At 72.1% G+C, this 17,735-nt stretch carries 19 protein-coding genes and 1 riboswitch; of the genes, 8 read left to right on the forward strand and 11 right to left on the reverse strand.

Features of this window, described 5'->3' with window-relative positions; genetic code table 11:
• Positions 1 to 48 precede the first annotated feature (48 nt).
• Together N8J89_RS37610 and N8J89_RS37615 are read left to right on the forward strand one after the other, a co-directional pair.
• Positions 49 to 1,050, forward strand: coding sequence for an NADP-dependent oxidoreductase (locus N8J89_RS37610; RefSeq protein ID WP_502868518.1), 1,002 nt, complete (start codon positions 49 to 51; stop codon positions 1,048 to 1,050).
• A gap of 34 nt (positions 1,051 to 1,084) precedes the next feature.
• Complete coding sequence (locus N8J89_RS37615; RefSeq protein ID WP_283661677.1) at positions 1,085 to 1,480, forward strand: RidA family protein; 396 nt, start codon at positions 1,085 to 1,087, stop codon at positions 1,478 to 1,480.
• Between the two features lie 13 nt (positions 1,481 to 1,493).
• Here the strand turns inward: N8J89_RS37615 and N8J89_RS37620 are convergent, their stop codons facing one another.
• From N8J89_RS37620 to N8J89_RS37665, 10 genes are all read right to left on the reverse strand, one after another.
• Positions 1,494 to 1,637, reverse strand: a complete 144-nt coding sequence (locus N8J89_RS37620; protein WP_283661678.1) for a hypothetical protein — start codon at positions 1,635 to 1,637, stop codon at positions 1,494 to 1,496.
• A complete protein-coding gene (locus N8J89_RS37625) occupies positions 1,634 to 2,227 on the reverse strand; it encodes a type IV toxin-antitoxin system AbiEi family antitoxin domain-containing protein (protein ID WP_283661679.1) in 594 nt (197 codons plus the stop codon). The genes N8J89_RS37620 and N8J89_RS37625 overlap by 4 nt, the downstream gene beginning before the upstream one ends.
• A gap of 82 nt (positions 2,228 to 2,309) precedes the next feature.
• Positions 2,310 to 4,103: an ABC-F family ATP-binding cassette domain-containing protein gene (locus N8J89_RS37630; RefSeq protein WP_283661680.1), complete on the reverse strand. Its 1,794-nt coding sequence runs from the start codon at positions 4,101 to 4,103 to the stop codon at positions 2,310 to 2,312.
• A gap of 47 nt (positions 4,104 to 4,150) precedes the next feature.
• Positions 4,151 to 5,116: a 4-(cytidine 5'-diphospho)-2-C-methyl-D-erythritol kinase gene (locus tag N8J89_RS37635; RefSeq protein WP_283661681.1), complete on the reverse strand. Its 966-nt coding sequence runs from the start codon at positions 5,114 to 5,116 to the stop codon at positions 4,151 to 4,153.
• Between the two features lie 80 nt (positions 5,117 to 5,196).
• Positions 5,197 to 6,009, reverse strand: a complete 813-nt coding sequence (locus N8J89_RS37640; RefSeq protein ID WP_283661682.1) for a MetQ/NlpA family ABC transporter substrate-binding protein — start codon at positions 6,007 to 6,009, stop codon at positions 5,197 to 5,199.
• Positions 6,010 to 6,023: 14 nt separating this feature from the next.
• Positions 6,024 to 6,707, reverse strand: coding sequence for a methionine ABC transporter permease (locus N8J89_RS37645; protein ID WP_283661683.1), 684 nt, complete (start codon positions 6,705 to 6,707; stop codon positions 6,024 to 6,026).
• Positions 6,704 to 7,726 (reverse strand): methionine ABC transporter ATP-binding protein, encoded by a 1,023-nt coding sequence (locus tag N8J89_RS37650; protein ID WP_252481268.1) that lies wholly within the window; start codon positions 7,724 to 7,726, stop codon positions 6,704 to 6,706. The genes N8J89_RS37645 and N8J89_RS37650 overlap by 4 nt, the downstream gene beginning before the upstream one ends.
• 208 nt (positions 7,727 to 7,934) lie before the next feature.
• Positions 7,935 to 8,025: riboswitch (SAM riboswitch) on the reverse strand.
• A gap of 144 nt (positions 8,026 to 8,169) precedes the next feature.
• Positions 8,170 to 9,060 (reverse strand): 16S rRNA (adenine(1518)-N(6)/adenine(1519)-N(6))-dimethyltransferase RsmA, encoded by an 891-nt coding sequence (gene rsmA / locus N8J89_RS37655; protein ID WP_283661684.1) that lies wholly within the window; start codon positions 9,058 to 9,060, stop codon positions 8,170 to 8,172.
• 9 nt (positions 9,061 to 9,069) lie between these two features.
• Positions 9,070 to 10,518, reverse strand: a complete 1,449-nt coding sequence (locus tag N8J89_RS37660; protein WP_283661685.1) for a resuscitation-promoting factor — start codon at positions 10,516 to 10,518, stop codon at positions 9,070 to 9,072.
• 249 nt (positions 10,519 to 10,767) lie between these two features.
• Entirely contained in the window at positions 10,768 to 11,613 is an 846-nt protein-coding gene (locus N8J89_RS37665; RefSeq protein WP_283661686.1) for a TatD family hydrolase, read from the reverse strand.
• 20 nt (positions 11,614 to 11,633) lie between these two features.
• Between N8J89_RS37665 and N8J89_RS37670 the strand changes: the two genes are divergently transcribed.
• From N8J89_RS37670 to N8J89_RS37685, 4 genes are all read left to right on the forward strand, one after another.
• Positions 11,634 to 12,200, forward strand: coding sequence for a PadR family transcriptional regulator (locus tag N8J89_RS37670; protein WP_283661687.1), 567 nt, complete (start codon positions 11,634 to 11,636; stop codon positions 12,198 to 12,200).
• Positions 12,201 to 12,323: 123 nt separating this feature from the next.
• The gene (locus N8J89_RS37675; RefSeq protein WP_283661688.1) at positions 12,324 to 13,265 is read left to right on the forward strand and encodes an ATP-binding cassette domain-containing protein; all 942 of its coding nucleotides are present in this window, start codon (positions 12,324 to 12,326) and stop codon (positions 13,263 to 13,265) included.
• Positions 13,258 to 14,010 carry an ABC transporter permease gene (locus N8J89_RS37680; protein WP_283661689.1) on the forward strand — a complete coding sequence of 251 codons (753 nt, stop codon included), beginning with the start codon at positions 13,258 to 13,260 and terminating at the stop codon, positions 14,008 to 14,010. Before N8J89_RS37675 ends, N8J89_RS37680 begins: the two co-directional genes overlap by 8 nt.
• Positions 14,011 to 14,065: 55 nt before the next feature.
• Positions 14,066 to 15,397, forward strand: coding sequence for an aminodeoxychorismate synthase component I (locus N8J89_RS37685; protein ID WP_283661690.1), 1,332 nt, complete (start codon positions 14,066 to 14,068; stop codon positions 15,395 to 15,397).
• On the opposite strand, the gene N8J89_RS37690 is transcribed toward N8J89_RS37685, so the two are convergent.
• The gene (locus N8J89_RS37690) at positions 15,378 to 16,226 is read right to left on the reverse strand and encodes an inositol monophosphatase family protein (protein ID WP_283661691.1); all 849 of its coding nucleotides are present in this window, start codon (positions 16,224 to 16,226) and stop codon (positions 15,378 to 15,380) included. The genes N8J89_RS37685 and N8J89_RS37690 overlap by 20 nt on opposite strands.
• Before the next feature lie 119 nt (positions 16,227 to 16,345).
• Between N8J89_RS37690 and N8J89_RS37695 the strand changes: the two genes are divergently transcribed.
• Positions 16,346 to 16,924 carry a TetR/AcrR family transcriptional regulator gene (locus N8J89_RS37695; RefSeq protein WP_283661692.1) on the forward strand — a complete coding sequence of 193 codons (579 nt, stop codon included), beginning with the start codon at positions 16,346 to 16,348 and terminating at the stop codon, positions 16,922 to 16,924.
• Positions 16,921 to 17,730 carry an alpha/beta fold hydrolase gene (locus tag N8J89_RS37700; protein WP_283661693.1) on the forward strand — a complete coding sequence of 270 codons (810 nt, stop codon included), beginning with the start codon at positions 16,921 to 16,923 and terminating at the stop codon, positions 17,728 to 17,730. Before N8J89_RS37695 ends, N8J89_RS37700 begins: the two co-directional genes overlap by 4 nt.
• Positions 17,731 to 17,735 lie beyond the last annotated feature (5 nt).

The raw sequence follows: 17,735 nt of genomic DNA on the forward strand, positions 1-17,735 counted from the left end.
ACCACCAGCGGACCGTGCGCGCCACCCGGAACAGTGACCGCCATGACGATCAGCTCCCGCGAGTTCCACCTCACCGCCCGCCCCACCGGCGAACCCGGCCTCGAACACTTCGCCCTGGCCGAGGTCGAGCTGCCCGACCCCGGCCCCGGCCAACTGCTGGTGCGCAACACCTGGCTGTCGGTCGACCCGTACATGCGCGGCCGGATGAACGCGGGCGAGAGCTACATCGGGGCGTTCCCGGTGGGCGGCCCGCTGGAGGGCCACGGCATCGGCGAGGTGGTGGCCAGCGGCGCGCCGGAGTTCCCGGTCGGCGCGACCGTGGTGCACTTCGCGGGCTGGCGCGAGCACTCGCTGCTGGACGCGGCCGACCCGACGGTCAGCCTGATCGACCCGGCGCTGGCCCCGCCACAGGCCTGGCTCAGCGCACTGGGCACCACCGGCCTGTCCGCCTACGCCGCGGTCAAGGAGGTCGCCCCGGTCCGCGAGGGCGACGTGGTGTGGGTGTCCGCGGCCGCGGGCGCGGTGGGCAGCCTGGCCGGTCAGCTCGCCCGCAAACTGGGCGCGGCCAGGGTGATCGGCTCAGCCGGCGGCCCGGAAAAGGCGGCGAAGCTGGTGCGGGACTTCGGTTTCGACGCCGCGCTCGACTACCGGGCCGGCGACCTGCCCGGCCAGCTCGCCGCGGCCGCCCCGGACGGCATCGACGTCTACATCGACAACGTCGGCGGCGACCACCTGCAGGCCGCCATCGGCGCGATCCGCCAGCACGGCCGGATCGCCATGGTCGGCATGATCAGCGGCTACAACCGCCCGGCGCCCGGCCCGGACAACCTGTTCACCGCGGCCAGCCGCGAGGCCACCCTGCGCGGCATGCTGGTGACCAGCCACTTCCACCTGTTCCCGGAATGGGTCGAGCAGGCGGCCGGGTGGCTGGCGGAGGGCTCGCTGCACGCGGCGGAGACCGTGGTCGAGGGACTGGAGAACACCCCGGCGGCGTTCCTGGGCGTGCTGCGCGGGGAGAACACCGGGAAGATGCTGGTCCGGCTCGGCTGAGATCACCAGGGCGGCCCTCGGCGTTGCACTGGTCATGACGCACCGGATCATCAACCCCGAGGGCCTGCACGACCCGCTGCCGTTCGGCTACAGCCACGTCGCCGTGACCTCCGGCGAGCTCGTCTTCATCGCGGGCCAGTACGCCAGCGACGCCACCGGCCAGGTCAGCACGCCCGGCTTCGCCGACCAGGTGGACGCCGCCTTCGCCAACCTGCGCACCGCACTGGCCGCCGCCGGGCTGGAGCTGACCCACGTGGTCCAGCTCCGCACCCACATCGTCGACCACGACCTGGAAAAGCTGGCGGTCCTCGGCAAGGCGATCAGCGCGATCTGGGGCGACCGGCCGCCGGTGCAGACCCTGACCGGGGTGGCCTCGCTGGCACTGCCCGGGATGCTGTTCGAGGTCGACGCGGTGGCCGCCCGGCCATGAGAGGAGGCGGTGGCTACTCGGCGGTGTCGGCCGCCAGCAGCCACTGCTCCCAGAACCCGCGCACCAGGGCGTGGTTGATGTCGATCTTCCGGCTGGCTGACTCGGCGCGCAGCCGGTTGTCCAGCTTCGCACGCAAGGCTGCCGGGCCGGTGCTCATCGGTTCGCCGCTCCCAGTGCTCGCTCGATGCGCAGGGCCGCGCGTTCGCCGTGCCGGTCCGCGCGGGTGCGCAGCTGGCGGGGGGTGACCAGGCCGCGGTCGAGTGCGTCGGAGACCGCGGTGTCCAGTTGTTCCTGGCTGAGGGTGCCCGCCGCGGTGTCGAGCAAGGTGCGCTGCACGGTGGTGACGCGAAACTCCGCGCGCTCTTCCACATCGGACTGCGGCAGGGATTCCTTGTGCAGCACCGCATTCGGTGCTGTCGCGCGGAATCCGGGCGGGACGGTCAGGTGCACCGCGCTCGGGTTGACGTCGCTCAGCTCGTGCAGCAGCAGGGCCGACTCGTGCGAGACGACCGCGCGGTCACCGCTCCACAGCCGCCACCGCACGTACTCCTCGTGCTCGGTCTCCGGCCAGTCCGGCAGGCGGAACAGGCCGCGGCCGACGCGGGTCCAGTTGCCGCGTTTCACGTGGTAGTTCTGAGCCTGGTGGGAGTAGCCCGCCGCGCGCGCCTGCTGCGCGGTGAAGTACCCGGCCTGGCGTAGCGCCGTCGCGTTCAGCGCCCGGCGCAGTTCGGCTGGATCGGCCACCACTACGCCATACTACATCTCCCATGTAGTTTGACGCCTTCACGAGACGTAAAACTACACGGGAGAGGTAGGTTCACGTCGAGGACTACTCGGCGGTGTCGGCCGCCAGCAGCCACTGCTCCTCGACCTCCGCCTTCTCCGCCAGCACCGCGCGCAGCTCCGCGTCCAGCTTCAGCAGCCGGGCCGGGTCGGTGGCCGCCTCGGCCAGTGCCGCGTGCAGCTCGGTCTCCCGCTTGGTCAGCTTCTCCAGCTGGCGTTCCAGGCGGGCCAGCTCCTTGCGGGCGGCGCGCTGGTCCGCGGCGCTGGGGCCGGTGGCGGCCGGGGTGGGGGCGGTGGGTTCCTGGGGCAGGGTGGCGCGGGCGATCAGGCCGGACTGGCCGCTTTCCTCGCGGCGGCGCAGGTACTCCTCGATGCCGCCGATCAGGTGGGTGATCTTGCCGTCGCCGAAGAGGGCCACCACCTGGTCGCAGACGCGTTCCACCAGGTAGCGGTCGTGGCTGACCACCACCAGGGTGCCCGGCCAGGAGTCGAGCAGGTCCTCCAGCTGCTGGAGGGTGTCGATGTCCAGGTCGTTGGTGGGCTCGTCCAGCAGCAGCACGTTCGGCTCGGCCATCAGCAGGCGGCACAGCTGGAGCCTGCGCCGTTCGCCACCGGAGAGGTCGCCGACCGGGGTCCACTGGCGCTGCGCCGGGAACCCGAAGAGCTCGGCCAGCTGGGAGGCGGACATCTCGCGCTTGCCCAGCACCACCCGCCGGGCGATCTCCTCCACCGCCTCCAGCACGCGCAGGGCCGGCGGCAGGTCGGCCAGCTCCTGGGACAGGTGCGCCAGCCGGACGGTCTGGCCCTGGATCCGTTTGCCCGCTTCGGGTTCGCGTTCGCCCGCGAGCAGCTTGAGCAGGGTGGTCTTGCCGGAGCCGTTCACCCCGACCAGGCCGATCCGGTCGCCCGGCCCGATCCGCCAGGTGACGTCGGTGAGCAGCGGGCGGTCCGGGATGGTCAGGTCGACGTTCTCGACCTCCAGCACGGTCTTGCCCAGGCGGCGCTTGGCGAAGCTGACCAGCTCCACGGTGTCCCGCGGCGGGGGCACGTCGGCGATCAGGGTCTCCGCGGCCTCGATCCGGTACCGGGGCTTGGAGGTGCGGGCCGGCGCGCCGCGGCGCAGCCAGGCCAGCTCCTTGCGGGCCAGGTTCCGCCGCTTCTCCTCCAGGGTGTCGGCCACCCTGGCGCGCTCGGCGCGGGCGAAGATCCAGTCCGCGTAGCCGCCCTCGTACTGCTCCACCCTGCCCCCGACGACCTCCCAGGTCTTGGTGCACACGGTGTCCAGGAACCACCGGTCGTGGGTGACCACCACCAGCGCGCCGCGCCGGGTGAGCAGGTGCTCAGCCAGCCAGCGCACGCCTTCCACGTCCAGGTGGTTGGTCGGCTCGTCCAGCACCACCAGGTCCAGTTCCTGGACCAGCGCGGCGGCCAGCGCGACCCGGCGGCGCTCGCCACCGGACATCTCGGCCAGCGGGCTGTCCAGGCCGAGCGCGGTCACGCCGAGCCCGTCGAGCACGTTGCGCGCCTTGGGATCGGCCGCCCACTCGTGCTCGGCGGCGAAGCCAAGCGGGTCCAGCACCAGGGACCGCACGGTGGCGCCCTCTGGCAGCTCGCTGCGCTGGGTGACCACGGCCATCCGCAGGTCCCGGCTCCGGCTGACCCGGCCCTCGTCGGGCGGTTCGACCCCGGCGAGCACCTCCAGCAGGGTGGTCTTGCCACCGCCGTTGAGCCCGACCACGCCGATGCGGTCGCCTTGGGACACGCCGAGGGACACCGCGTCCAGCAACGGCCGCACGCCGTAGGACTTGGACACGGACTCCAGGTTGACCAGGTTGACCATCAGAAGTTCGCGTTCTCCACTATGAGTTGCCGTCCGCGCAGCAGGAACTACGCGTGCACCTCGGGCGGAGCGGGGCGAGGGGACTCCTCGACGCTCATCACCCTGGCGCCGTGCACCGGCCCCTGTGCCACTCGCACGGTACGGCACACGCCGACCCCGGCCAGCTCCGCGGCGACCCGGACCGCCGACTCGGCGTCCTGGCAGAGGAACGCGCAGGTCGGTCCGGAGCCGGAGACGATCCCGGCCAGCGCGCCCGCGTCCACGCCCGCGCGCAGCGTGCGGCGCAGGGCCGGGCGCAGCGAGACCGCGGCGGCCTGCAGGTCGTTGCCCAGCAGCAGGGCCAGCTGCCGGGGGTCGCCGGTGGCCAGCGCCTCCACCACGGGTTCGACCGCGCCGACCCTGGGCGGCTCGCCCTCGGCGCGCAGCCGGTCCAGCTCGTGGAAGACCGACGGCGTGGACAGGCCCTCGTGGTCCAGCGCGAGCACCCAGTGGAACTGGTGCCTGGCCAGCACCGGGACCAGCCGGTCGCCCCGGCCGGAGCCGAGCGCGGTGCCGCCGTGCAGGCAGAACGGCACGTCCGCGCCGAGTGCGGCGGCCACGTCGGCCAGCTCGTCCTTGCCGATCTCCAGCTTCCACAGCGAGGCCAGGCCGACCAGGGTGGCGGCGGCGTCCGCGCTGCCACCGGCCATGCCGCCGGCCACCGGGATGCCCTTGCGGATGTGCACCCTGACCCTGGGGTCCTTCGGGTCCCGGCCCACGTACTCGGCCAGCGCCGTCACGGCCTTCCAGGCCAGGTTGGAGAAGTCGGCGGGCACCATGTCCGCGCTGTCGCCGACCACCTCGATCCCTGGCTCCTCGGCCACCGAGACCGTGACCTCGTCGTTCAGGGACAACGCCTGGAAGACGGTCATGAGGTCGTGGTAGCCGTCCTTGCGCACATCACCGACGGCAAGGTGCACATTGACCTTGGCCGGGGCACGGACGATGACCGGGGGCGGAACGACTGCCAGCACCCTGTCAGCGTACGTGCTCGACCCGGAAAACACGCCCGGCTCCTGATCCGTGGACCACTTTCTGCCGGTTGCCGGAAACGTCAGGCCGGGATGACCGCGCCGCCGAACTCCTTCTGGATGTAGTCCCTGGTCTGCTGCGAGGTGAGCAGCTCGGCCAGTGCCTTGATCCGCTTGTCCTCGGCCAGCTCGGGCCGGGTGACCAGCCCGTTCGCGTAGGGGTTCTGCTCGGCCTTCTCCACCGCCAGGGAGCCCTTGATCGGGTCCAGCCCGGCGTCGATGGCGTAGTTGCCGTTGACGATCGAGGCGTCGGTGTCGTCCAGGCTGCGGGCCAGCTGCGCGGGCTCCAGCTCGACGAACTTGATGTTCTTCGGGTTCTCCGCGACGTCCTTGAGCGCGGCGCCCTGCTCGCTGCCCGGCTTGAGCTTGAGCACGTTGTTGGCCTGCAGCAGGCGCAGCGCGCGGGTCTGGTTGGCCGCGTCCTGGGACAGCGCCACCTTCGCGTTGTTCGGCAGGTCGGCGATGTTCTTGACCTTCTTGGAGAACACCGCGAGCGGTTCGATGTGCACCGGCGCGACGAACTTCAGGTCCCCGCCGCGCTCCTTGAGGAACTCGGTCAGGTAGGGCACGTGCTGGAAGTAGTTGGCCTCCAGCTGCTTGTCCACCAGCGAGGTGTTGGGCAGCACGTAGTCCTGGAACTCCACCACCTCGATCTTGATGTTCTTGCTCGCGGCCAGGTTGTCCTTGACCCAGTTGAGGATCTTGGCGTGCGGCACCGGGCTGACCGCGACCCGCAGCGCGGAGTCCTGGTTGGCGGCGTTGTCCCCACCGCCACCGCAGGCGGTGAGGACGAGGGCGGCGGTGACGACGGTCGCGATGAGGGCGGGAACCCGCATGGGAGCGGTCCTTTCTAGACGGTGATCTGGCGGCGACGGTCGACCGTGCGCGAAACAAGATCAAAGAGAATCTGCACGAGGAAGGTGAGCGCGGCCAGCACGATCACCGAGCTGTACAGCAGACGGGAGTCGAAGCGCTGGTAGCCGTAGGTGATGGCCAGGTTGCCCAGGCCACCGCCGCCGACCGCGCCGGCCATGGCGGAGTAGCCGACCAGCGCCACCGCGGTGACCCCGACCGCCGCGATCAGCGAGGGACCGGCCTCCTTGACCAGCACGCTGCGGACGATCTTCGGCTTGCTCGCCCCGGTGGTCAGCGCGGCTTCCACCACGCCGGCCGGCACCTCCCGCAGCGCGGACTGCACCAGCCTGGCCAGGAACGGGATCGCGCCGATGGCCAGCGGCACCACCGCGGGGCCGCTGCCGATGTAGCTGCCGGCCAGCGCGCGGGTCACCGGGATCAGCGCGACCAGCAGGATGATGAACGGCAGCGAGCGGGTCAGGTCGACCACGAAGCCCAGCGCCCGGTAGACCAAGGGTTGCGGCCGCAGCCCACCCGGCGCGCTGGCGTGCAGCAGGACGCCGAGCGGGAGACCGCCGAGCACCGCGAACAGGGTGCCGAGTCCGACCATCAGGCCGGTCTCGGCCCCCGCCTGGGCGAGCTTGTCGAACACTTCCGCCCAGGGTGTTGCCTCTTTCACGCGGCTGCTCCTCCAGCGAGCACAGTCGGCCGGCGGCGGACGACGGCGCCGCGGTCGGCGATCCAGTCGAAGGCGGCGTCGGCGTTGGCTCCGGTCAACGCGACCCGGAACCGGGCCACGGGGGTGTCGGCCAGGCGGGTCATGCCGCCGCCCAGCAGGTTCAGGTCCACCTCGAAGCGGCTGGCCGCCTCGGGCAGCAGGGCGCCGACGGCGGCGAAGCCGACCAGCACCACATCGGCCACCCGGTCGAAGCGGGCGTCGGTGTCCCCGGCGCGCACGATGTCCTCCACGCCGGGCAGCAGCGCGCCCGAGGTGCGCGAACCGGCCTGGGTGACCAGGTCGAGCACCTTGCCGTGCTCGACCACCTGGCCGCGGTCCAGCACCGCGACGTCATCGCAGATCCGGCGGACCACGCCCATGTCGTGGGTGACCACCAGCACGGTCACGCCCAGTTCGGCGCGGGCCCGGTCCAGCACGGTGAGCACCGAGGCGGTGGTGTCCGGGTCCAGCGCGGAGGTGGGCTCGTCGGCCAGCAGCACCGAGGGGTTGGCGGCCAGCGCGCGGGCGATGGCCACCCGCTGCCGCTGCCCGCCGGAGAGCTGGTCGGGGTAGCTGCCCGCCTTGTCCGCCAGGCCGACCAGGTCCAGCAGCTCGACCACCCGCTTGCGCCTGGACTCCACCGGCGCGCCCGCGGCCTCCAGCGGCAGCGCGATGTTGCCCGCCGCGGTGCGCTGGCGCAGCAGCGAGTCGTTCTGCGGCACCACGCCGATCTGGCGGCGGGCGGCGCGCAGCGCGGAGCCGCGCAGGGTCACCAGGTCGGTGCCGTCGACCAGGATGCCGCCCGAGTCGGGCTGCTCCAGCAGGGCGATGCAGCGGGCCAGCGTGGACTTGCCCGCGCCGCTCTCCCCGACGACGCCGCACACCGTTCCAGCGGGGACCTGGAGCGAGACGCCGTCGAGCGCGACGGTCGTGCCACTGCGGCCCCGGTAGGCCTTGGTCAGGTTCTCAACTGTGATCACGATGTCTCCATGGCAGGGCGGTGCCGCGCTCGGCGGCCCGCGCACACCTGTGTGTCCGGTGCTCCGGACGTAAGCGGGTAGAGCGTGTGGTGGAGGGAGAACGCCGTCAGTGCGGCGGAAGTCCGGTCAGGACCGACAACCGGAGACCGTACGGCGACCGTGATCGACTACCCGTCGACGCGTCAACACGCGCATGAGCTTCATGTCTGCTCCATCGCTCCTGGCGGTAGCACCTGCCCATTGCTGGGTGGTTGCTGCGGCGTCACAGATCCAGGTCTCTCGGCCGCTCGGGATGGATTACTCGAACAGTACAACTGAGCCAACAGAGGAAAAGCAAGTGCGTCCGCCCGTTCGGCCGTGGTTCGTTCGCCAGATCACAGCTGTAACGAACAAGCGAGCGTCGGCGAGCGCACCCCTTGGGATCAACGGGTCACGCGGCGTGGTTATTCCCCGAGCTCGGCCTCGGCCTTGGCGATTTTCACGTAGGCGTTGATGTCCAGCTGCTCGCCGCGGGCGGTGGGCTCGATCCCGGCCGCGGCCAGCACCCGGCCCGCCCGCTCGGCGGATCCGGCCCAGGAGGCCAGTGCGGCCCGCAGTCCCTTGCGGCGCTGGGAGAAGGCGGCCTCGATCACCGCGAACACCGCGGCCTTGTCCGCGCCCTCCGGCTCGGCGCGGCGGGTGAAGGCGACCAGTGCGGAGTCCACGTTGGGCACCGGCCAGAACACCGCGCGCGGCACCGCGGAGGCCCGGCGCATCGCGGCGTACCAGGCGGCCTTGACGCTGGGCACGCCGTAGATCCGGCTGCCGGGACCGGCCGCCAGCCGGTCGGCCACCTCGGCCTGCACCATGACCAGGCCCCGGCGCAGCGAGGGCAGTTCGGCCAGCAGGTGCAGCACCACCGGCACGGCCACGTTGTAGGGCAGGTTGGCCACCAGCGCGGTGGGCGCGGGCTCGCCGAGGTCGGCGGCGCGCACCCGCATCGCGTCGGCCAAGATCACCCGCAGGTTCGCGGCCAGCTCGGGCGCGCGCTCGGCGGCAGTGGTGGGCAGCAGTCCGGCCAGCACCGGATCGATCTCCACCGCGACCACGCCCGCGCAGGCGGGCAGCAGGGCCAGGGTCAGCGAGCCGAGGCCGGGGCCGACCTCCAGCACCACGTCGTCAGCGGAGAGCCCGGCCTCCCACACGATGCGGCGCACCGTGTTCGGGTCGTGCACGAAGTTCTGCCCCAGCTTCTTGGTGGGACGCACGTCGAGCTCGGCGGCCAGCCGACGCACATCGGCCGGGCCGAGGAGCGAGACGCCCTGCGGCCCGGCCGGTGCCGGAGTTTCAGTCACCCGGAGAGACTACTTGGGCAGGTTCAGCTTCGAGGAGCAGTGCGGCCAGGCGCCGTAGCCGCCGCGGGCGTCGCGCAGCTTGGTGGCCACCGCGATCTGCTGCTCCCGGCTGGCCTGGTGCGGCAGGGCGGCGTACTGCGCGCCGCCGTAGGCCCGCCAGGTGCCCGCGTTGAACTGCAGGCCGCCGTAGTAGCCGTTGCCGGTGTTGGCCGCCCAGTTGCCGGTGGCCTCGCACTGCGCCAGCCGGTCCCAGACCGCGCCGTCCGGCGGCACCTTGGTGCCGACCTTGATCTTCTTCGGCTTGGCTTCCTTGACGACCTTGGTGCCCAGCTTCTCCCGGGCGGTCTCCTTGCCGTTCTTCATGGTGACCCGGTAGGTGACCATCTGCTCGCCGGGCGTGCCCGGGTCCTCGACCTTCTGCTCACCGCGCATCATGGTCGGGTCGTCGGTCTTCTCGACCGTCGGCTCGATGGCTTCCTTCTTGTTCACCACGGTCACGCCGGTGCGGCTGACGTGGATCTCCGCGCCGTCGCTGATCTTGCCGTCCGCGCCCAGGTTGACCTGGTCGTCGGGACCGAGGCTGAGCTGGAGCTGCTGGAGCAGTTCGGAGACCGTCAGCGCGGTGGTCTTCATCCGCTGCGGCTCGTTGCCGCCGTCGAAGAGCGTGACGTTCTTCGGGGTCTTGATCTCCAGCGCCAGGCCGTCGGTGGGGATGGCCGCGGTGCGGTCCTTGGACAGCCAGGCGCCGTCGTGGTTGATGCCGAGCTGGTTGAGCGCGTCGCCGACGGTGCGGGCGCGCACCCAGGACTCGGTGGTCTGGCCGTCCACGGTCATCTTCAGCTGACGGCCGCGCTCCAGCACGATCTTGCCGCCGTCGGCGATGGAGGCCTGCGGGGACGGGCTGAGCGCGTCGTGCGCCTGGGTGGTCAGGCCCTGGTCGGCCAGCACCTGGGCGACCGTGCTGGCGTAGGTGCGCACGGTCTGCTGGGTGCCGTCGATGTCGACGGTGACCTGCTTGTCCATCGCGACCGCGGCCGCGCCACCGCCGGTCAGGGTGACCAGCGCGGCGGCCACGCCGGCCTTGAGGAAGCGGCGCTTCCAGTCGGTGACGGCCTCGACCAGCACCGGCGGGATCTCGCCGCGGTCCCTGGCGGCGCGGTCCTCGTCGTCCTCGGGACGGAGGTCGCGCAGCGCCGGGAGCATGGTGGTCTCGGCGTTGAGCAGGCCGATCAGCTCGTCGATGTCGACGTCCACGCTGTCCAGCAGCGCGTAGGCGTCGGGGCCGAGGACCTGGAGCACGTCATCGGTGGTGACGCTCAGGGACATCGACGGGTGGCTGGGGTGGTCCAGGTTGACGCCCCGGAACGCCGGCCGGTCCAGCACGGCGACGTTGTGCGCGGGGTTCTGCTCGAACCAGGAGTCCGAAGGAGTGGAGTCCTCGAACGTTCCAGTGCCCACGGCAACACCACGGGGTCTGCCGGTTCCGGTCACGGGGTCGATACCTCCAGGAGGCGGTGTTCATGCCAGGCGCGCCACTGCTGGTCGACGAGCCCCGACACACGTCTCCCTGTGGGTGCGAACCATTCCCGGAACCTGATGCCCCGGGAACGATCACGGGACAGTAACGAGTACCGGGGGGCTAGGGAAAGGCCCGTTCGGCTGCTTGTGACGTGCACCACAGCAACGGTAAACGGTTACTGCGCGTCCTCACTCCATCGCCGACCGCTCTGCCAGCCGGAACACCCGTTCGGCGGTGGCGGAGGTGGTCTCGGCGAGTTCCGCCACATCCACTCCCCTGAGTGACGCCACAACACGCGCTGTATAGATAACGGCGTAGGGCTCGTTGGGCCTGCCCCGGTACGGATGGGGGGTCAGGAAGGGCGCGTCGGTCTCGATCAGGAACTGGTCGGCGGGCACCAGCCGGGCCGCCTCCTGGAGGTCGGTGGACTTGCGGAAGGTCACCGGCCCGGCGAAGGAGAGCACGTACCCCTTGTCCGCGCACCGCTTGGCGAACTCGGCGTCCCCGGAGAAGCAGTGGAAGACCACGGTCTCGGGCGCGCCCTCCTCGTCCAGGATGCGCAGCACGTCCTCGTGCGCGTCCCGGTCGTGGATCATCAGCGCCTTGTCCAGCCGCTTGGCCAGGTCGATGTGCCAGCGGAACGCGGGGTCCTGCTCCGCCGGGGTCGAGTAGTCCCAGTAGTAGTCCAGCCCGGTCTCGCCGACCGCGACCACCCGGGGCGCGGCGGCCAGCTTCTCCAGCTCGGCCCGCTCGGCGTCGCCGAACACGCTGGTACGGGTGGGGTGCAGCGCGACCGCGGCGAACAGCCGGTCATCCCAGGCAGAGGCTTCCACCACCCAGCGCGCCGAGGGCAGGTCGTCGGCCACCGTCACCACCCGGCCGACCCCGACCGAGGCGGCCCGGTCCAGCGCGGCCCGCACCGACCCGGGATCGGTGAAGCCGCAGGCGTCGAGATGGGTGTGCGCGTCGACCACCGGCGCCGGAAGCGGTTCCGGCAGCGGCGGCGGGTCGCCCTTGCGTCCGTGGTCAGCCACGGAGAACTAGCCTAGGAGACATGTCGGCGACCACTCGTCTCGCGGTGCTCGGTGCGGTGCGCATGCTCCAGCCCGTGAACTACTACCAGGTCCGCCGCAACCTGCTGACCTGGAACATCGACCGCTGGGCCAACCTCCAGCCCGGCTCGATCTTCCACGCGCTCAAGTCGATGCACCGCGACGGCCTGCTCACCGCCGAGGAGTCTGCCGGCGAGGGCAACGCCCGGCAGAAGCTGATCTACACGGTCACCCCGGCAGGCGAGGCCGAGTACAAGGACCTGCTCCGCTCGGCCTGGCTGCGCGAGGAGCACTCGCTGGACGGCCTGATGACCGCGATCTGCCTGCTGCCGGACCTGTCCGCCGAGGAGCTGATCCCGTTGGTGAAGCACCGGATCGTGCGGATCGAGGCGGACCTGATGAGGACCGGGTCCGGGCGGGAGGCGGTGCGCGCACCGGGGAAGCCGCGGCACATCGTGGAGCTGTTCGACCTGTCCGGGGAGCTGGGGAACGCGGAGCTGACCTGGTGCCGGAACCTGCTGGCGAAGCTGGAGGGCGGGGAGTACCAGGGCTGGCAGGTCGCCGAGTAGGCGGAGTCCGCCCGCATCGCCGCGGCCCACGCTCCGGCCACCCACCCCGCTTGACGCCCGCTCTCCCCATCCGCCATTCTTCAACAGTCAAATTTGACTAACCCACTTTGACCGGAGCAAAACATGATCACAGCGCGCGGCCTGGCCCGCCGCTTCACCAGCAAGGCGGGATCCGTCGATGCCGTCCGCGGCGTGGACCTCGACGTCGGCCCCGGCGAGCTGGTCGGCTTCCTCGGCCCGAACGGAGCCGGCAAGACCACCACCCTCCGCATGCTCACCACGCTGCTCGCCCCGACCGCGGGCACCGCCACCGTCGCCGGGTGCGACCTGCGGCAGGACCCGGTCGGGGTGCGGCAGCGGATCGGCTACGTGGCCCAGGGCGGCAGTGTCGCCTGGGACCGGGGGGTCGGTGAGGAGCTGGGGATGCAGGCGCGGTTCTACCGGTGTGATCCGGTGGCGGCGCTGGAGCTGCTCGGGCCGTTGGAGCTGGCCGGGCTGGCGAAGCGGACCTGCGGGGAGCTCTCCGGCGGGCAGCGGCGGCGGCTGGAGATCGCCATGGGACTGGTGCACCAGCCACCACTGCTCTTCCTCGACGAGCCGACCAGCGGGCTGGATCCGCAGGGGCGGGCCAACCTCTGGGCACACATCAGGGCGTTGCGCGAGGAGCGCGGCATGACCGTCTTCCTCACCACGCACTACCTGGACGAGGCGGACGCGCTGTGCGACCGGGTGCTGGTGATGGACCAGGGCAGGCTGGTCGCCGAGGGCACGCCGGAGGAGCTGAAGCGGCGGGTCAGCGGGGACACCGTGGTGCTGGACACCGAACAGGCCGAGCGGGCCGAGGGGCTGGCGGCGCTGGTGCCGGGGGCGAGCGCGGTCAGCAGGGACGGGCGGAGTGTGCGGTTCCGCGCGCCGCGCGGGGCGACCGTGCTGCCGGGGCTGCTGCGCGAGCTGGAGCAGGCCGGGATCACGCCGGACGCGGTGGAGGTGCACCGGCCGACGCTGGACGACGTGTTCCTCACCCTGACCGGGCGGAGCCTGCGCGAGGAGGTTGTCGGTGCGTGACACGCTGCTGGTTTTCCGCCGCGCGGTGCAGCCCACCCTGGACCACCCCAGCTCACTGCTGGCCGACGCGTTGATGCCAGTGCTGTACCTGGTGCTCTTCGGCCCGCTGCTGGCGAAGCTGGCCGCCGCGCCGGGGTTCCCGCCCGGTGGCGCGTGGGCGGTGTTCGTGCCGGGCGTGCTGGTGATGCTGTGCATGTTCGGCGCGATGTTCGCCGGGTTCGAGCTGTTGCCGGACTACCGCTTCGGCGTGGTGGAGCGGATGCGGGTCAGTCCGCTGAGCCGGCCGGCGCTGCTGCTGGGGCGGGTCGCCTACAACACGGTGCGGATGCTGGTGCAGGCCGTGCTGCTGGTGCTGCTCGCGGTGCTGCTGTTCGGCCTGCGGGTCTCGCCGCTGGGCGTGGTGATCGGCTTGCTGCTGCTGGCGGTGCTGGCCGCGGCCGCGGCGGCGGTGTCCTACGGGCTGGCGCTGAAGCTGAAGAACGAGTACCTGTTCGCGCCGTTGGTGCAAGGGGTCTCGATGCCGCTGCTGCTGCTCTCCGGCGCGTTCATCCCGATCGACGTCGGGCCGGACTGGCTGCGCTGGCTGGCCCAGCTGAACCCGCTGACCCATGTGCTGCGCGCCGAGCGGGCGCTGTTCCTGGGCGAGTTCACCTCCGCGGTGGCGATCGGCGCCGGGGTGCTGGCGCTGGTGCTCGGGGCCGGGCTGTGGTGGGGAATGCGGGTGTTCCGGCGCGAGAACGCCTGAGTTCACCTGGCCACATTCACTGTTCTGAAACAGTCCCACCGGTCATGATGCGCGCGTGCACGTGCTCACCCGGCCCGTCGGCCGCCGGTCCGCCCCGGAACTGGTGTTCCGGCGGCTGGTCGCGCGTGCCCACGAGCTGGGTCTGCCGCCGCCGGCCGCGCTCAGCGGTGACTGGTTCGGCGCGCGGGCCGTGCTGCTGCCTTCGGTGCAGGTCAACCCGGTGGCGGACGAGGTGGCACACACCGTGCCCTGCCTCCAGCCGACGGTGACCGGGCCGGTGCCGCCGGGCACGGTCGGCGGTGGCTGGTTCGGCTTCCTCGGTTACGGGCTCACCGATCCGGGGGTCTGGACCGCGCCGCGCGGGTTGCCGAACGCGGTCTGGGGCTGGGCCGACCACGTGCTGCGGCTGGACCACGGCGGGCAGTGGTGGTTCGAGGCGCTGGTGCCGGACAACCGCGCGGAGCCGGTCGCGCTGGCAGCGGAGCTGGCCGAGCTGGTGGCCGCGAGCACCGAGCCGGCCCGGCGGCCGTGGCGGGCCGGGCCACTGCGCAGAGCCTCCGCTGCCCGGCACCGGGCGGCGGTGGCCGGTTGTGTCGAGCAGATCGCGGCCGGGGAGATCTTCCAGGCCAACGTGTGCACCCAGTTCACCGCCGAGTTCGACGGCGACCCGGCCGAGCTGTTCGCCGAGGGCGTGGCCCGGCTGGACCCGGCCCGCGCGGCCTACCTGGCCGGGGACTGGGGCGCGGTGGTCTCCTTCTCCCCCGAGCTGTTCCTGGCCAGGCACGGGCGCACCGTGCGGTCCAGTCCGATCAAGGGCACGCTGCCCAGGCGCGGTCCGGAGGACGAGGGGAACGCGGCCCGGCTGCGCCGCTCGGTCAAGGACGTCGCGGAGAACGTGATGATCGTCGACCTGGTGCGCAACGACCTCGGCCGGGTCTGCGTGCCGGGCTCGGTGACCGTGCCGGAGCTGCTGAAGATCCGGCCTGCGCCCGGCGTCTGGCACCTGGTGTCCACTGTGGAGGGTCAGCTGCGGCCGGCGGTGGACGACGCCGAGCTGCTGGGGGCGACCTTCCCGCCCGGCTCGGTCACCGGCGCGCCCAAGGTGCGCGCGCTGGAGCTCATCGCCGGGCTGGAGGACCAGCCGAGGCAGGTCTACTGCGGCGCGGTCGGCCTGGCCTCGCCGGTGGCCGGGATGGAGCTGAACGTGGCCATCCGCACGCTGGAGATCCGCGACGGCGAGCTGCGGCTCGGTGTCGGCGGCGGCATCACCGCGGACTCCGACCCGCAGGCGGAGTGGCTGGAGTGCCTGGCCAAGGCGGCGCCGCTGGAGCGGTTGCTGACCAGCGGGGCCGCGGTGGCCTGCTCGGTCAACCAGCGGGCGCGCTGAACACCACCGCCGCGATCTCCTCGGCCAGCGCGGGCGTGGCCGCGGCAATGCCGGACCAGCGGCGGGTCAGGTCCACGTCCAGTTCCAGCGGCCGCCCCATCGCGTCGATCACCACGCCGCCCGCGGCCGGCACGGTGACCATGGCGGCGGCCAGGTCCATGATCCGGTGGGTGTCCGAGCCGGGGTCGGCGTAGGCGTCCGCCGAGCCCTCGGCGACCAGCGCGCACTCCAGCGCGGTGGTGCCCAGCACGCGCACCCTGGAGGCGCGGGCGGCCAGCCGGGACCAGGTGTCCTGGTTCTGCTTGGGGCGTTGCAGGCACAGCTGTGCCCCGTCCAGCGCGGTGCGGCCGGTGGTGCGGTACTCGGTCGGCTCGTCAGCGCGCGCGTACCAGCAGCGGCCGGTGTCGAACCAGCAGGTCAGCGCCTCGATCGGCTTGCCGTCCAGGGCGAGCACGCCGGCGAAGCAGCTCAGCGGCACCCCGGCGGCGGAGTTGCCGGTGCCGTCCACCGGGTCGACCACCAGGGTCAGCGCGGAGCCGTGGTCCAGGAAACCGGCCTCCTCGCTGAGCAGGTTGACCCCGTGCCGGGCGGCGGCCTCGGCGATGGCGTTCTCCACCAGGTCGTCCACCCGGGAGGTCGGGGTGCCGTCCGCGCCCATCCGGACCTGCTCGCCGAGCTCGTCCCGGTCGAAGCGGTGCCGTCCGGCGCGCAGCGCGGTGGCCGCGGCGCGGCACGCGTCGGCCAGCGCGGAGTGGGTGGCCTCCGGCAGTTCGGGCTCGGGCACCGGCCACGCGATGCGCCGCGGGCTGGTCAGCTCGACGTCGGTCACTGCTGGCTCCTCTCCAAGCGGGCTTCTCGTGTTGTTCGTACCCCGGTACTGGTGCTCAGGAAGCGCACCGTGGACAATGAACGAAAGAACAGATCGTTCATTGCCTCATTGGAGGGGTCGTGCCTGCCCATTTCGACGAGCGCGACCGGGCCCGGATCAGGGCGGAGTTGCTGGCTGCCGGCCGGGAGCTGTTCGTGGCGCAGGGGTTGCGCAAGACCTCGCTGGCCGAGCTGACCGAACCGGCCGGGATCGCCAAGACCAGCTTCTACGCCTTCTTCGACTCGAAGGAGTCCCTCTACGGCGAGCTGATGCTGGCGAACGCGCCCACCATCCAGGCCCGGGTGCTGGCCACCCTGCGCGGCGAGCCGAGGGCGGCGATCGGGGCCTTCCTGCGCGAGGTGCTCGCGGTGCTGGCGGAGGATCCGTTGTACCGCAGGCTGATCACGCATCCGGAGGAACTGGCCGCGGTCACCGCGCGGCTCTCCCCGGAGCGGGCCGCGGCGCTGCGCGAGCAGGCGGCGCTGCCGATCGGGGAGTTCCTGGCCCGCACCGGGCTGAGCGACCGGCGGCCGGAGGTGGTGCTCGGGGTGCTGCGCGCGGTGCTGCTGCTTCCCTTGCACCGCAACGAGTTCGGCGAGGTCTACGACGAGGTGGTGGACCAGCTGGTCGAGTTCGTGGCGAGCGGGCTGAGCCGATGAGGGACGTCGAAGCGGGCAGGCTGCCTGGCGGTTTTCCTTACCTGGCCGTGGGTTCCGGCAAGCCGCTGGTCTACCTGCCGGGTTTCACGCCGGAGCACGTGAACCCGACGGGTCTGGCCGCGCGAATGGCGATCCGGTCGGTGCGGCCGCTGGCCGAGGGCGGCTGGCGGGTGCACCTGGTGAACCGGCGGCCGGGACTGCGGCCGGGGATGAGCATGGCCGAGATCGCGGGCGAGCACGCCGAGGCGATCCGGTCGCGGTTCGGCGGGCCAGTGGCGCTGGTGGGGCACTCCACCGGCGGCACGGTGGCCTTGCAGCTGACCGCCGACCACCCGGCGGTGGTGTCCAGGGTGGTGCTGGCCTCGACCGCGTACACGCTGGGGCCGGTGGCACGGCGGGCGCAGTGGGCGATGGCGCACCGGCTGGCCGAGCGGAAACCCGGCTACCACCTGCTCGCCGACGGGTTCACCAGGAACCCGGTGCTGCGGCGGGTGCTGCGCGGGCTGATGTGGGCCGTGGGCAGCTTCGGGCCGTTCCCGGCGGACCCGGCGGACATGCTGACCGTGATCCAGGCCGAGGACGCGGTGGACCTGCGCGCGCGGCTGCCGGAGATCACCACCCCGGCGCTGGTGGTGGCCGGGGCGCGGGACTACTTCTGGACGCCGGAGCTGTTCACCGAGACCGCGGCCGGGATGCCGAACGCGCGGCTGGCGCTGTACCCGGACGCCGGGCACGCGGTGAACGTCAGCGCCCGGTTCTACCGGGACGCGCTGGCCTTCCTCGCGGCAGACGGCGCGTCCCGGTAGGCGGA

The organism is Crossiella sp. CA-258035 (assembly GCF_030064675.1).
GTDB lineage: Bacteria > Actinomycetota > Actinomycetes > Mycobacteriales > Pseudonocardiaceae > Crossiella.